This window comes from Mesorhizobium sp. BAC0120 (assembly GCF_033542235.1).
Classification (GTDB): Bacteria; Pseudomonadota; Alphaproteobacteria; order Rhizobiales; family Rhizobiaceae; genus JAWRCU01.
The window spans coordinates 204,216-218,605 of record NZ_JAWRCU010000009.1; the positions used below are offsets into that span (position 1 = coordinate 204,216).

The window sequence follows — 14,390 nt, forward strand, 5'->3', positions numbered from 1 at the left end:
CGATTTGTGCCTAAGTCGCCTGTCGAAGGCTCGCGTGGAACCATGTCACTACTGCATCAATCGAGTTGTTTGCTCTTCGGGCAAAGATATCGATAATATTGGTGTCGATCCCGGTAACAGTCTTGTAGCGAGTCGAATTTGTCACCTTTTTCGTCCGTGCCTATCGCGTCGATGATCACGGGCGGATATTTGCTTTGGAAGGGAGCGGAAGACCGGCTCATGCTGGCGTAGATGTCGACCACCTGCTTGCGGCAGCGCTTGTCCTCGTCGAAAACGCCGACGGCCACCATATAATGTCCCGCCGTGCATTCGGGGTTTAGCGCGATCTCGTAGTTGCCCGAGGAGGATTGGGAGGGCTCCCTGACGCAATCGAGCGATGATCCGACGGTATCCGACGAGCACCATGCGGTCGCCTCTCCGCCATGCTCGTAGGCCGCGTCCTTCACCCATTGGGTCCAGCCGGGCATGTGGCTTTCGCATTCCCAGTCGGCCTTGTCGGCCAGATTTTGCTCAATCGTGTCGTAGAAACCTATGTGGTCCGGCTTTGCGATGGATATGCCCTCCTGTGCGCAGAAGGATCTCCTCTCCCATGCGTTGGCAAGGTCCGACATCTCCTTCTCGTCGCCGAGCATGAGATCCGTTGCGGCATCGCTGAAGGCCTCCTGGGCAGCTTCGTAGTCTCCAGCATTCCAATGTTCTTCGCCTTCGGCGAAGAGTTGCCGTCCGTTTGCTGCTGATTTCTCGGTGAATTCGGCGACGGGATCGCGCTTGGGCTCGGGAGGTGAAAGGCAAAATCCGATCGGGTTCGCGTCGCACGCCATGTTCGCCGCCGCCGACATGCATGTGTCGTACGCTTCCTGCTTCGATTGGCCGGTTCCGTAGCCGACCCGCCCCGAGCCGTCCTGCGATTTTCCCGTAGTAACGAAGCCGCAGTAGCCCGAGCCCCAGGTCAGGACCACCTGGCAGTTTGTGCTGTTGCTGTTGCACTGCGCCAGAGCCGCATCGCCGGCACTCGATCTGGAGGATCCCGATCCGGTGCTCGCCCAGACGTTAGCGCTGTTCAGGTTGCGCCACATGCCGACTGCGACGGCGCCGTATTCGTCCTTGGAAAATGCGCAAGTCGGCGCAGCCAGTAGCGAAGCAAAGGCAAGGCTGACCGTCAGGTTGGCGTTCCCGTGGGGCCCGCGCCTGTAAGACATGATCCAGCGAAGGTTCATCTCATCCTCGGCCTGTCCAGGACAGTGATCGTCAGGCCGAAACTGGCACCCCGCTGTCGTCTCTCGCCACTCCCATTTGGGAGTGATCGCCATTCGCCGATTTTCAGCTTCCTATCCGGCCCCGTCAGGCAATTGACCCGGGACGAATACCACCCATAGATTGCGGCAACGTGCAACCAGGCAAGGGATCATGGATCTGCTTCGGCGTTTTCTGTCGCGAACGGACCCTGCCGTCAATGTGGCCATTGAGGATGCCCCGGGATCATCGCTGCACGCCATAAAACGCAAACGCGCCGCGACCAGGTGTGAGCTGATGGCGCACATCTACCGCTATGCCGATAGCCGTTTCATCGTGACTTCCGTCATGTGGGTGCCCGGGTCGGTGGTCCTGGAGACCGGAAAGCCATCGGTTTTGTCCCTCGACGTGACCGATGCTGACCTTGGCTACACGGTTTGCGAGCACCTGCTTGCTCACGAGGCCCGCCAACCTCCCAACCTGCGGGACCGCAAATCCACGGACTGGGCGGCCTATCGCGCATCGGGGGCAAGGTCCGTGACCGGGTTCGAGAGCAAAAGCTGGCGGGTAACGGTCGAGACGATCAACCTCGTGCTGAACATCGAGGCCTGTCCGGTCCGCACGCTTCACACATCGGTCAGCGTCAAGGCCGTGGTCCAGCCATTACACGAGCAGTTGGGCGCTGCCATTCGAAGAACCCTCTCAGCAGCGGAAGTCCTCCAACAGGCTGGTCAAGTCTGATATCGTGGCCTTGCCGGCCTGTCCCCACTACCTCCTGGCGACGGCGTTCGTCCGGGTGCCAGGAGTTCAAGACGCGCATCCGGGAATCGGCGGCTTTGTTGAGCGAGTGCAAATGTGTGGACGCGGACGACAATTCCCCCCACTCATTGCCGAGCGAGCCTGCACCTATCAGGAAGCCAAGATCAAACCCGTTCCAAGAGGACATGCGACGATGTCCGAAAACGAGGAGCCCGCCGCGTGAGGGACCTATATGCGACGGGCTCCGCGCATGAGATGCCACCGATTGAGATGGCCTCCATCTTCAGCGCAAGCTCGGTTCCGATCCTCCTTGTCGCTAACCCGACGTCGTAGACAAGAACTCGATCGGGACCGGAGCTCACTTGCAAACGAGGTGGATTGGCCTGCGTTCCACCGATGGGACTTCGGTCACTGGCTCGGGTGGTCTTTCGTCGCTCGCCCTTTCGGACCCTTGTCCGAACCAGCTTGACCAATGACCCAGGCGGCCGACCACGAGATCGACGGCTTCATGACTGCCCCACGCCCAGCGTGGCGAGAAGCTCGTCCAGTTGCTCGAACGTCTCGCCCATCGCCTCCGCCGCCCCGGTGCCGGCAGCATCGAGAGCTTCCTTCGAGGGATAAAGCTCGTGCATGACCAGCAGCGTCTTGCCACCTTTTTCCTCGAAGGTCACCGTGGTGACGGGGCCATCGTGACCGCCTTCCTCATTCGTCCAGACGAGGCGCGAGTGCGGTATCACTTCGATGTACCTGCCGAAGAACTCGTCAGAGTTTGAGGCATCGTGGCCGAACACCAAACGGTACCTGCCCCCGACACGGACATCCATCTCGCAGGAACGCAGGAACATGCCCATCGACTTCGGCACCCACCACTGCTTGAACAGCTCGGGCTTGGTCCACGCTTCGAACACGATGCGCGCCGGGCCGTTGAAGGTTCGCGTGACGACGAGCTCACGGTCGGACTTCCGTTCCACAGTCGTGCGGTTCTTCATCGGTGTGGCCTCACCCTCTCTTCTTGCGTCCATCTACCTTCTCCTTCCGTTTCAATTCCTCGATAACCTTGTCCAACTCGTCGAAGCGTAGGTCCCAGAGCTGGCGATAGCTCTCGATCCACGCTGCCTCTTCCTCCAATCGGCGCGGGCCGAGCTTGCAGGTCCGCACGCGCCCGACCTTCTCCGTGGTGACGAGCCCCGCCTGCTCCAAGACGCCGACGTGCTTCTTCATGCCTGTGAGCGTCATGTGGAACTTCTCGGCAAGCTCCGTGATCGAAGCGTCTGCACGTCCGAGCTGCTCCAGAACGCCGCGCCGGGTGGCGTCCGAGAGCGCGGCGAACGAGGCATCCAAGTGAGTGCGGAGATACTGAACCATATGGTTCAGTATCTAGCAGGCGGATTGGCAGCATGCAAGGGAGGCGTGCGCTATGTTTCCGCCGCCTTGCTCCCAGATCGACCTCATTTCGATGCAGCTCGATCGACTCGGGATTCCCAGGCCGTTGGTCCGAGCAGACTGAGCGTCTGCTCGGTGGCTTTTGTTCAGACGCGTTTCCAAGCTTGGCGGACGGGAGGCCTCCGCCCAAGCCTAGGCGGATGGCACTCCGGGATGCGGGCCGACAATCCCGCAGGACTGCTCCTGCTCGCCCCCGCTCAGGCCGGATTCTCGAGGTTGAACTGCCCGCTCTGCTCGTCATATCCGAACAGCTCGGCGTAGCGGCCCCATGAGATGACGGCCCGCAGCGTGGCGTCCGCATTCTCTTCGGACATATGGTCCTCGAGCTCTTCGGAAAAGCGCGTGAACGGCGCGCGGTGGCTCGGGCGTTCGTCAAGGACGCGTCTGACGAGGGCGGCGAGGGGCACATAGGCGACGAGATGTTCGGCGAAGAGGTGTTTGCGTGCATCCACATCGGACTCGACGAAACGACGGCCGCTTTCGGACAGTTGGACGTCACCTTCCGCCATCTCGGCGAAGCGCAGCAGTTGCAGCGTCTCGAAGTTGCGGAACAGCTCGTCGCCCTCCATCTGCAGCGTCGCTGCAAGAACAGGAAGATCCGCCTTACCGTTGAAGGGCGGCGCGGCAAGCGCTTCCATGAGGCCGGAGAGGATATTCGTCGAAATCTCGGACAGGACCATGTTGATACCAGTTCCCGGGAAACCGTCACCGGCCCGCTTATCTATCCTTTCAGCCGCGGAACGCTGCGTCATGCGCGCATAAATGTCGTCGACGAGCTGCCTGAAAGCCGGATCGAGCCGGTTGCGCGGGTGGACAAGATCGACCTTGATCTGGGCTGCAATTCGCCCGGGATTTGACGACAGGATCAAGATGCGATCGCACATGAGGACCGCCTCCTCGATATTGTGCGTCACCATGAGGATCGACTTGATCGGAAGCCGGCCCTCGATCCACAGGTCGATCAGGTCCGTGCGCAAGGTTTCCGCCGTCAGCACGTCGAGTGCCGAAAACGGTTCGTCCATCAGCATCAGACGAGGATGGACGACGAGGGCACGAGCGAAGCCGACCCGCTGCCGCATGCCGCCCGAAAGCTCTTTCGGATAGGCACTCTCGAACCCGTCAAGGCCGATAAGATCGATCGCATTGAGCGCCCGCCGGCGGCGTTCGTCGGCAGCAACCCCCAGTGCCTCCAAACCGATTTCGACATTTTCCAGCACCGTCAGCCATGGGAACAGTGCAAAGCTCTGAAACACCATGGCGACGCCTTCGACGGGCCCGGAAACAGGGCGGCCACGCCAGCGTACATCGCCGCTCGTCGGTCGCGAGAGGCCGGAGATGACGCGCAGCAGCGTGGACTTGCCCGATCCGGAGCGGCCGAGCAGCCCGACGATCTCGCCTTCCCGCATCGACAAGGAAACATCGTCGAGCACGACGAGATCGGTGCTGTCACCCAGATTGTAGACCTGGCGGACGCCGGAAATCTCCACGAGAGACTGGCTTTCCGCTGAAGCGCGAACTCTCTGCATTTCGAGCGTGGCCATGGCGCAATCCTTTCAATCGAGACGCAGACGGCGACCGGCGAACGCATAGAGCGGACGCCAGAGCAGCCGGTTGAACAGGATGACGAATATCGACATCACGGCGATGCCAAGCACGATGCGGGGATAGTCTCCGGCCTCGGTCGCACCGGCTATGTAGGCGCCGAGACCGTGCGCTTTCAGCGTCGTGTCGCCCCAGCTTGCGACCTCGGCCACGATCGAGGCGTTCCAGGAGCCGCCGCTCGCCGTGATGGCTCCCGTGACGTAATAGGGGAAAATCCCCGGCAGAATGACCTTTCTCCACCAGTTCCAGCCACGGATGCGGAAGGTCGCGGCCGCCTCCTTGAGGTCGTTCGGAAAAGCGCTCGCTCCTGCAATGACATTGAAGAGAATGTACCATTGCGTGCCGAGCACCATGAGCGGTGATAGCCAGATATCGGGATTGAGGCCGAGTCGAACGATCGCGACCACAGCGAACGGAAAGATGATGTTGGCCGGGAAGGCGGCGAGAAACTGTGCGAGCGGCTGGACGCGCTCGGCCACACGCGGCCTGAGGCCAATCCACACGCCGACAGGCAGCCAGATCAATGTCGCAAGCGCGATCAGCACGACCACGCGCAGCATGGTGAGCACGCCCAGTCCGACGACGGTCCCGATCTCCTCCCAGGCGAGCTCCGTGGCGACGAAACGCCCGATCGACCACAGAGCCCAGGCTGCGGCGGCGAGCACGACCGCAACCCAGATGCGGTCCGCCGAGGTGCCCGTCCAGAAATGGGGTGCAGGAAAGGACAATGCGGCCGGGGTCCGAAAACGCTGCCGAGGCACGCGGGCGAGCAGTGCGCCGAGGGGCCGCAGCAGTGCCTGGAACACGCGCGTTCTGCGGATGGCCACCAGCAGCCAGGAATGCGGCGCGGTTCCGGACGCCGACTGCTCGACCCGGAACTTGTCGCTCCAGGCCACTAGGGGGCGGAACAGAAGCTGGTCATAGACCAGGATGACGAGCAGCATGGTCAGCACCGCCCAGCCGACGGCGACGAGATTCTGGTGCTGGATCGCCAAAGCCACATACGATCCGACACCCGGCAACGTGATCGTGGTGTCGCCGACCGATATCGCTTCCGACGCGACGACGAAGAACCAGCCGCCCGACATCGACATCATGGTGTTCCAGACGAGCCCGGGCATCGAGAACGGCACCTCGAGTCGCCAGAAGCGCTGCCAGGCCGTCAGGCGGAAGGCGCGTACAGCCTCGTCGAGATCATGGGGCACCGTCTTCAGCGATTGGTAGAAGCTAAAGGTCATGTTCCAAGCCTGGCTCGTGAAGATTGCAAAGATCGACGCGAGTTCGACGCCGAGCACCCGGCCCGGGAACAAAGCCATGAAGCCCAGCACGGTGAACGAGAGAAAACCCAGCACGGGCACCGACTGAAGTATGTCGAGCAGCGGGATTAGCACCATCTCGGCTCGCCGGCTCTTTGCCGCGAGCGCGCCGTAGGCGAAGGTGAAGATCAGCGACCCTACGATCGCCGCCAGCATGCGCATGGTGGTGCGGAGCGCATATTCCGGCAACCTGGCCGGATCGAGGGAAACCGGCGAAGCCTGCAGGGTGCCGAGCGAAGCGAGCGTGCCGTGCGCGCCATGGACGAGGAGAATGAACCCCCCGAAAAGCAGGCCAAAGGCCAGCGCGTCCCACAGATTGGGCAGCGGGCCATACCGTCTTTCGGCCAGAGCTGGATAATGTATGGCCATGATCTGCGTTCACCTCCTTCGGTCGCAACCGACCGAACCGGTGGGTGAACGCGAAAGGCTAGGCCAGAACGGCGCTCACGTGACAGGTTCTGCCGGAGAAGGTCCAGTGGTTTTCAGCTTTCCCGGCAAACGGTGCGTCGGTTGCCGGGACGCTACTAGGATAGCCGTCCATTGTTCTCTCTGCTTGATCTATGCGCATGCCAAAGGCATACGCGACGGCTGCCGTAAGCCTGGCCGCCGTGTCTGTCAATTCAAGTCGCCGCGAGCTTTCGGTTTGAGTGCCGAAGTATATCCGCCGTATACGACTATGGCCGAGAATTCACCTGTGTTCGGTAGGGGAGCGATCTCTTCTGGCCGGAGCCCGTCTTTCGTGCAATGTACCGCGACCATCGCGACCGTAAATGGCAACCATGGCCGGCGTGGTCATGGGCGAATTGACCTTGGCGGCGCGTCTTGGTGCCCGGCTGCGTGAAGCTACAAGCCCAGGAACTTGAAGGGCTGTGCTTCCTGGAAGTCTTTCGTCGCGTCGCCGGAAAAGGTGTGGTTCTGGTTCGGGCCAAGGTCCAGTTTTTTCACCTTGCCTGTGTCGGCAGAGAAGTCGATGGCCTTCAGGTCGACCCAGAACGTGTTGGGCGTCAGCGCGGATTCGAAGAAATACAGCTTGCGTTTGTGGTCGGCCACAATGCGCCACCGCGTCGATGAGATATTGGGCTCTTCGGGTGTGTTGAGGCCATAGGGCACGGAGACGTTTCGGATGACGCTGAAGACGCTCGCCAGTGCCATGTCCGGGTTTTCATATTTTGGGATCGCATTCACATAGAACGAGGCGCGCGCGAACCTGTCGGATGCCCGGTTGGTACCTGGCAGGAACACCGTGCCGCCGATCTGTTTCCAGTATTTGTTGAGTGCGAGCTGTTCCTCGAATATGGGCGAATTGGTCATGACCTGGTACTTGCGGTCGTGGTGGATGACCTGTTTGCCTTTGACATACTCCACGATAGCGCTGTCGCCCGTCGCGTCGGACATTGACAGATGCAAGGTCGCCAGCCGGTTCTCTCCTGGAACATTATCGGTGACGATGGTGAAAGGCTCCTGCTGGAGCGCCCGTACCGCCTCGTCGACGGTAGCGAAATTGTCGAGCACGTATTGCGCCCAGGCAGCAATCGTCAGGCCCGGTTTCGTCTGATCGAACTGCGGATATTCCGATTCCACCAGCCAGAGCAGATTGACGTTCAATCCCGCCTCGTTGAGGCCATCCGTGGTCGAGATATCGTAGCCCGATGCGATGACGCTGCCGTATTGGGACCTCCAATGGATCGAGTTTGGCCCGGCCTCGCCGCTTCGTTTCATGCCGCGCGGGAAAATCCAGAGATTGGTCGCAACATCGGTCTTCCAGTCCATCGACCGTGCCGTGATCACGTCCTCATTTGAGCCGAGATAAACCAATCGGGTGCAGGCGTCCGCGCATTGCGCGGCGAGGAGCAAGGCCGCTGAGGTCCAGGCAATCAGACGATGGGCTGACGATCTTCTCCAAAACGCCATGACGGGCCCTTTCCCGGCGATCTAGTGTCCGGATTCTGAGATTAGCGCGAGTTGGATATAGGGCTCTGAGCGAATTTCAGAATCGTAACGACACTACTGACTTCACGACACGAGAAGAGCATTGATAATCCGGCGACCGGACCTTGCTGAACGACGTTCCAGCGGAATGTGTTTCCCGTGAAGTCGTCAGTCTCGTAGTCGTTGAATAGCGCACGGTAGCCGGCGCGCAGTATGGTCGGCTGGTTGAACAGATAGGTGCTGTAGCCGCGATAGGCCTGCACATTGTAGCTGAAGTTCGAACCGACACCGAAGCCGCCGATATCGCGCTCGGCCGCGAGATTCCAACGCTCTGAAACATTGCCGGCGTATGCCCGCCCGTCGGCTTGAGCGGACACTGCCGGCAATGTGCTCGAAACCGCTTGCAGTCAGCTCAAAAGTGAATACCATTCTGTTTTGATCGCGGCCCGCAAGAACGGTCGGATCGAATTGGGGAACATTGGGAGATTCAGCATGACCACGCGGGTTCTGCTGGCGGCCGGTTGCATGGTCGCCGCTACGTCTTTTTTCACGCATGCAGCCGAGGCACAGGACAAGCCGGTCTTCGGCCTGGTGATGTCGTTCAGCGGCTGGTTCCAGCCGATCGATGCCGACACCATCGCCGGCGCCAAGCTGGCGGTCGATGACATCAACGCAGCCGGTGGTGTCCTCGGCCAGCCCATCGAGGTCGTCGAGTTCGACAACAAGTCGGAGCCGCCGCTCGGCGCCGACGGCGCCATCGACGTGATCGGCAAAGGCGCCAAGGCTATCCTCTTCCCATCCGATTTCGACTTCGGGGCGCCCGGCGCCTTCGTTGCCCAGCAGAACAACGTGGTCGCCTTCTCCGCCGCCTCCGATCCGAAGTTCGGCGTGCAAGGCGTCGGACCGCTGGCCTATTCGGTCTCCAATGCCGGGCAGGCACAAGGCGCGCTGATGGCTGAATGGGCTTATAACAATAAGGGTTGGAAGAAGGCCTATGTTCTGCTCGACAACACAATTTCCTACACCAAGTCGTTGTGCGGCAGCTTTGCCGAGCGCTGGAAGGAGGTCGCCGGCGCCGACGGGCTGCTCGGGCAGGACACCTTCCTGAACGGCGATCCGTCGATCGCCGCGCAGATAACCCGTATCACCAGCTTGCCTGAGAAGCCGGACCTCGTGTTCCTGTGCTCCTATGCGCCTGGCGGCCCGAGCGCCATTCGGCAGATGCGCGCCGCTGGCATCGACGCCGCGGTGCTCACCGGCGAGTCCATGGACGGCGATTACTGGATCGGCAGCGTGCCGAACCTCAGCAATTTCTACGTCGTCAACTATGGCTCGAAGTATGGCGACGACCCGAACCCGGATGTGAACGCCTTCTTCGATCGCTTCGAGAAGAAGTATGGCAAGAAGGCCGACGTCTCCTACGGGCTGCGCGGCTATTCTGCAGTCCAGGCCTGGGCGAAAGCTGCCAACAAGGCGGGTTCTCTCGACGGCGACAAGGTCGCGGCCGTGCTCGACACGTTCGACAAGGAGCCGCTGGTGATCGGGCCAACCACCTGGACCAAGGACCTTCACATCCAGACGACACGGCCGATGGCGATCATCGGCGTCAAGGATGGCAAGTTCGCAGCCGAAGGGCGCTTCTCGGTCGAGAACTACCCGAAATTCTGACAATATATCCTGCGACCTGACACGTGGGAGAACGTGACTTGCAGCTTGCGGCCGAGCGCGTGACGGTTCGCTTTGGCGGGCTCGTGGCGACCGACGACGTGTCGATCGCCCTTGCTCCGGGCGAGGTGCTCGGCCTCATTGGGCCGAACGGCGCCGGCAAGACCACGCTCGTCAACATCCTGTCCGGCTTTCAGCGTGCGCATGCCGGCAGTGTGCGGGTCGCCGGTCGCGACATGACGCGGGCGCGTGCGAGCGCCTTCGCGAAGGCCGGTGTCGTACGCAGCTTCCAGGCGGTGCGCCTGTTCAGGAACCTCAGCGTGGCCGAGAACGTCGAAGTCGGTCTCGTCGGCCGGGGCCTCAGCCGCGGCGAGGCCAGGCGACAGGCGCACGTCTTGCTTGCCGACTTCGAGCTCTGCCATCGTGCCGACCAGCGCGCCGATGCGCTGAGCTACGGCGAGGAGCGCCGCGTCGGCCTTGCGCGGGCGCTGGCGCTCGAGCCGCGCTTCCTCCTGCTCGATGAACCAGCCGCCGGGCTCGCTGCGGCGGAAGCGGAGGAGCTGAGGCGGTCGATCCTGTCCATCCGCGACCGCCATGGCTGCGGGGTTCTGGTGATCGAGCACAACATGGCTTTGATCATGAGCCTGTGCGACCGCATCCACGTTCTGAACGGCGGCCGCACCATCGCTTCGGGCAAGCCCGAGGCGGTCCGCGCGGACCCGGCGGTACGCACCGCATATCTCGGCAGTGCGGCCGCATGACGCTCCAACCATCCCTTACACTCCGCTCGCCTGAAACCGCTCCACTCGGTCAAGGCTATCCGCTTGTCGCGGTGCGCAGCCTCGTCATTCGCTACGGATCGATCACGGCTCTTCATGGCGTTGACCTCGAGGTCAACGCCGGCGAGGCGGTCGCCATTGTCGGTCCCAACGGGGCAGGCAAGACTTCGCTGCTCTCGGCAATCGCGGGCATCGTGCGTCCGGCCGACGGCTCGATCGCAATCGGCGGTGAGCCGCTCGCCGGTATCGCGCTGCCGGATGTGGTTCGCCGCGGCGTGGCGCTTGTGCCGGAGGGCCGCAACATCTTCGGCAGCCTGACCGTGCTGGAGAACCTCCGGCTTGGCGCGACGGTGCGCAGCGACGGCGCGGTGGGCTCCGATATCGAGGAAGTGTTTGCCAGCTTTCCGATCCTGGGCCAGCGCCGCAACCAGCCCGCCGGCCAGTTGTCCGGCGGCGAGCAGCAGATGCTGGCCATCGCGCGCGCCATGCTGTCGCGGCCGCGGCTGCTGATGCTGGACGAGCCCTCGCTCGGACTTGCGCCGGCCATCGTCGACCGGGTCTACGAACTGCTCCAGTCCATCCGCGCCCGCGGCGTAGCCATGCTCGTGGTGGAGCAGAACGCCGCGCGCGCCTTCGCCCTGGCCGACCGCGCCTGCGTGATGAGCCATGGCGCCTTCACGCTCACCGGCACGCCGGACGAGATTGCGCGACATGAGCGCTTCGACGCCGCATATTTCGGTGTCGCCATGTCGGCTGAGCGGAGTCCGACCTGATGGAAACGGCAGTCCAGACCTTGGTCGACGTGGTGAGCGTGGGCGGGCTCTACGCGCTCACCGCGCTTGGCATCGGCCTGATCTTCGGCGTGATGCGGCTCATCAATTTCGCCCATTCGCAGCTCATCATGGCGGCCGGCTATGCCATTCTTCTGTTTTTCACCCAATCGGCGGCGCTCGCCATCCTCGCCGCGCTGGTCGCGGCCGTGCTCCTGGCGCTCCTCACCGAGCGCGCCGCCTTCCTGCCGCTGCGTGGCGCCGATCCGGCCACGCTGTTGATCGCGTCCTTCGCCGCAAGCTTCTTCATCGAAAAGCTGATGGTGATGTTCGTCGGTTCCCGGCCCAAGGGCGTCGACTTTCTGCCTTTCCTTGCCGGACAGGTGGAGATCGCCGGCGTTCGGCTGCAGCTTCTCCAGATTGTCACGATCGTCGTAAGCCTCATCCTGCTCTCCGCCACGACCTCGTTCCTGAAAACGACACGGCTTGGCCTGGAAATGCGCGCAGCGGCGGAGAATTTCCGTATGGCCGAGGTGCTCGGCATCCGTGCCAATCGGGTGATCGCCGCGGCTTTCGCCATCAGCGGCGTGCTCGCGGCGGCAGTCGCGTGCCTCTTCGTCGCTCAGACCGGTCTCGTGCAGCCGCGCATGGGCCTTCAGCTTGTTATCATCGCCTTCGTCGGCACGGTGATCGGCGGGCTGGGCAGCCTGCCGGGTGCGGCGTTCGGCGGCTTCCTGGTCGGCGCCGCGACGATCCTGCTGCAGGCATTGCTGCCCGAGGAACTGCGCGTCTTTCGGGAGGCGTTCCTGTTCGTGGCTGTGGCCGTGGTGCTGCTGTTCCGGCCGCAGGGCCTCATTCCGGCCCGTGGCATGAAGGAGCGCATCTGATGGCCGCGATCCCGTCGTCGACGCCGGTCCCCGAGGCTCGGCCAGCTGCCCGCGGATGGGCTGGGCGGCTCGCGCCGCTTGTCATCCTCGTCGTTGTTCTGCTCGTGCTCGCCGGTGTGGCCGAGCTCGCGCCGACGGTCGTGCAACGCCGCCTCACGCAAGGCCTGATCAACCTCGTCGCCGTGGTCGGGCTCTATATCTTCGTCGGCAATTCGGGCGTGCTCTCTTTCGGCAATGTCGCTTTCATGGCCATCGGCGCCTATGTCTCTGCGCTGCTCACGATGCCGGCTGCGGCCAAGGGCGTGTTCCTGCCGGACCTTCCCGCCTTTCTCGGTCAGGCCGAATGGCCGGCCACGGCGGGCGCGCTCGCGGGAGGGGCCGCGGCCGCCCTCGTCGGAGCGGTTGCCGGCTTTCCGTTGATGCGACTGTCGGGCATCTCGGCCAGCATCGCCACATTCGCGATCCTTGTCGTCGCCTATGTCGTGCTCGGCAACTGGACGTCGATGACAGGCGGCCAGAACTCGCTGATGGGCCTGCCGATCTATGTCGGGCTGTGGACCGCAGCGGCATGGGCGATCGTGGCCGTCGTCATCGCCTTCCTCCACCAGGAATCGCGCTCGGGGCTGTTGCTTCGCGCCTCGCGCGAGGACGAGGCCGCGGCGGCGGCCTGCGGCGTGCACATGGTCCGGCATCGCCTCATCGCCTTCATCATCAGCGCCTTCATCTCCGGCATCTCAGGTGTGCTGCTCGGTCATTTCCTCGGCACGGTGCGGGTCGAGACCTTCTATCTCGATCTCACTTTCCTGATTCTGGCCATGCTGGTCATCGGCGGCATGCGCAGCCTGACAGGTGCCGTCACGGGCGCGATCGTCATTACCCTGCTGACCGAGTTGCTGCGCCAGGCCGAAGTCGGCGTGACCGTCGGAACCACGAAGCTCGCCGCGCCGGGAGGGTTGGGTGACGCCGTGCTGGCGCTGTTGATGCTGCTGATCATCCTGTTCCGGCCGAAGGGCATTGCCGGCGGCCGCGAAATCGGCTGGCCGAGCCCCCGCCGCCCAGTCTCTCCGCAAAAACTCTCGCCCCAAACAGCAACGAGAATTGAGGAAACCCAGCCATGACCGACGCTCCTCCGCCCCCCATCGTCGATCCGAGCGCGCTCACCGAAGTCGCCAAGGACGTCTACGTCATCGGCGACCGCAGGATTCCGCTCGTGCCGAATATCGGCATCGTGCTCGGCGCCAATGCCGCGCTCGTGGTCGATACCGGCATGGGGCCAGCCAACGGACAGGCAGTGCTGGATACTACCCGCAGGCTTGCCGGTGGTCGACGTCTGATCTTGACGCTCACGCATTTCCACCCCGAGCACGGCTTCGGCGCCCAAGCTTTCAAGGGGCAGGCACAGATCATCTACAACGCCGGCCAGCGCGACGAGCTTTCCGCCAAGGGCCAGCCATATCTCGACATGTTCCGCACTTTCGGTCCCGGCGTCGCCGCAGCGCTCGAAAGCACGGAGCTCGTCATGCCCGACGAGGTGTATGAAGGCCCGACGAAGACAATCGATCTCGGGGGCCGGAGCGTGGAGCTCTCGACCTATGGTGCGGCCCACACGCGCGGCGATCAGGTGGTACGCGTTCCCGACACCGGCGTGGTCTTCGTCGGCGACCTTGCGGAGGAGCGCATCTTCCCGATCTTTCCCTGGTTTCCCCCCAACGATGCGGATATCGATGCTGCCAACTGGGCGAAGGTGCTGGGAAAGCTGGAAGCCGACCGGCCTCACGTCGTCGTTCCCGGCCACGGCTCGGTCGGTGGCGGGGGAATCCTCGCGGCAGTGCGTGGCTATATCGAGGATCTCGGGCCGCGTGTCGCCGATCGGCTGCGGGCCGGCGAAAGCGTTGACGACATCGTCAAGACGCTCGCCGCCGAGGTGCGCGCCGAGCACCCCGACTGGGATTCGCCCGAATGGATCGACTTCGCGATCCGCTATTTCGCTGACAAATCCTAGAACTG

At 62.9% G+C, this 14,390-nt stretch carries 14 protein-coding genes; 7 read left to right on the top strand and 7 right to left on the bottom strand.

Annotation, left to right across the window (positions count from 1 at the left end; translation table 11 throughout):
* Nucleotides 1-56 precede the first annotated feature (56 nt).
* Nucleotides 57-1,217: a DUF4189 domain-containing protein gene (locus SAZ10_RS20745; RefSeq protein WP_318611262.1), complete on the bottom strand. Its 1,161-nt coding sequence runs from the start codon at nucleotides 1,215-1,217 to the stop codon at nucleotides 57-59.
* 190 nt (nucleotides 1,218-1,407) lie between these two features.
* Between SAZ10_RS20745 and SAZ10_RS20750 the strand changes: the two genes are divergently transcribed.
* Nucleotides 1,408-1,974 (top strand): hypothetical protein, encoded by a 567-nt coding sequence (locus tag SAZ10_RS20750; RefSeq protein WP_318611263.1) that lies wholly within the window; start codon nucleotides 1,408-1,410, stop codon nucleotides 1,972-1,974.
* A gap of 524 nt (nucleotides 1,975-2,498) precedes the next feature.
* Here SAZ10_RS20750 and SAZ10_RS20755 read toward each other — a convergent pair.
* The 6 genes from SAZ10_RS20755 to SAZ10_RS20780 all read right to left on the bottom strand — a co-directional run bounded on the left by SAZ10_RS20755 (nucleotide 2,499) and on the right by SAZ10_RS20780 (nucleotide 8,659).
* Nucleotides 2,499-3,014, bottom strand: a complete 516-nt coding sequence (locus SAZ10_RS20755) for an SRPBCC family protein (RefSeq protein ID WP_318611264.1) — start codon at nucleotides 3,012-3,014, stop codon at nucleotides 2,499-2,501.
* Entirely contained in the window at nucleotides 2,992-3,357 is a 366-nt protein-coding gene (locus tag SAZ10_RS20760) for a metalloregulator ArsR/SmtB family transcription factor (RefSeq protein WP_318611265.1), read from the bottom strand. The genes SAZ10_RS20755 and SAZ10_RS20760 overlap by 23 nt, the downstream gene beginning before the upstream one ends.
* Nucleotides 3,358-3,632: 275 nt before the next feature.
* Nucleotides 3,633-4,976: a nitrate/sulfonate/bicarbonate ABC transporter ATP-binding protein gene (locus SAZ10_RS20765; RefSeq protein WP_318611266.1), complete on the bottom strand. Its 1,344-nt coding sequence runs from the start codon at nucleotides 4,974-4,976 to the stop codon at nucleotides 3,633-3,635.
* A 12-nt stretch (nucleotides 4,977-4,988) separates the two neighbouring features.
* Entirely contained in the window at nucleotides 4,989-6,722 is a 1,734-nt protein-coding gene (locus tag SAZ10_RS20770; RefSeq protein ID WP_318611267.1) for an ABC transporter permease subunit, read from the bottom strand.
* Nucleotides 6,723-7,196: 474 nt separating this feature from the next.
* Entirely contained in the window at nucleotides 7,197-8,264 is a 1,068-nt protein-coding gene (locus tag SAZ10_RS20775; RefSeq protein WP_318611268.1) for a linear amide C-N hydrolase, read from the bottom strand.
* A 41-nt stretch (nucleotides 8,265-8,305) separates the two neighbouring features.
* Nucleotides 8,306-8,659, bottom strand: a complete 354-nt coding sequence (locus SAZ10_RS20780; RefSeq protein WP_318611269.1) for a hypothetical protein — start codon at nucleotides 8,657-8,659, stop codon at nucleotides 8,306-8,308.
* 115 nt (nucleotides 8,660-8,774) lie between these two features.
* Between SAZ10_RS20780 and SAZ10_RS20785 the strand changes: the two genes are divergently transcribed.
* The 6 genes from SAZ10_RS20785 to SAZ10_RS20810 are packed head-to-tail and all read left to right on the top strand — an operon-like array spanning nucleotide 8,775 to nucleotide 14,385.
* Nucleotides 8,775-9,950 (top strand): ABC transporter substrate-binding protein, encoded by a 1,176-nt coding sequence (locus SAZ10_RS20785; protein WP_318611270.1) that lies wholly within the window; start codon nucleotides 8,775-8,777, stop codon nucleotides 9,948-9,950.
* Nucleotides 9,951-9,988: 38 nt separating this feature from the next.
* Entirely contained in the window at nucleotides 9,989-10,708 is a 720-nt protein-coding gene (locus SAZ10_RS20790; protein WP_318611271.1) for an ABC transporter ATP-binding protein, read from the top strand.
* Complete coding sequence (locus tag SAZ10_RS20795) at nucleotides 10,705-11,499, top strand: ABC transporter ATP-binding protein (RefSeq protein WP_318611272.1); 795 nt, start codon at nucleotides 10,705-10,707, stop codon at nucleotides 11,497-11,499. The genes SAZ10_RS20790 and SAZ10_RS20795 overlap by 4 nt, the downstream gene beginning before the upstream one ends.
* Nucleotides 11,499-12,383 carry a branched-chain amino acid ABC transporter permease gene (locus SAZ10_RS20800; RefSeq protein ID WP_318611273.1) on the top strand — a complete coding sequence of 295 codons (885 nt, stop codon included), beginning with the start codon at nucleotides 11,499-11,501 and terminating at the stop codon, nucleotides 12,381-12,383. Before SAZ10_RS20795 ends, SAZ10_RS20800 begins: the two co-directional genes overlap by 1 nt.
* Nucleotides 12,383-13,501: a branched-chain amino acid ABC transporter permease gene (locus SAZ10_RS20805; protein WP_318611274.1), complete on the top strand. Its 1,119-nt coding sequence runs from the start codon at nucleotides 12,383-12,385 to the stop codon at nucleotides 13,499-13,501. Before SAZ10_RS20800 ends, SAZ10_RS20805 begins: the two co-directional genes overlap by 1 nt.
* A complete protein-coding gene (locus SAZ10_RS20810; protein ID WP_318611275.1) occupies nucleotides 13,498-14,385 on the top strand; it encodes an MBL fold metallo-hydrolase in 888 nt (295 codons plus the stop codon). Before SAZ10_RS20805 ends, SAZ10_RS20810 begins: the two co-directional genes overlap by 4 nt.
* The last annotated feature ends 5 nt before the right edge of the window (nucleotides 14,386-14,390 follow it).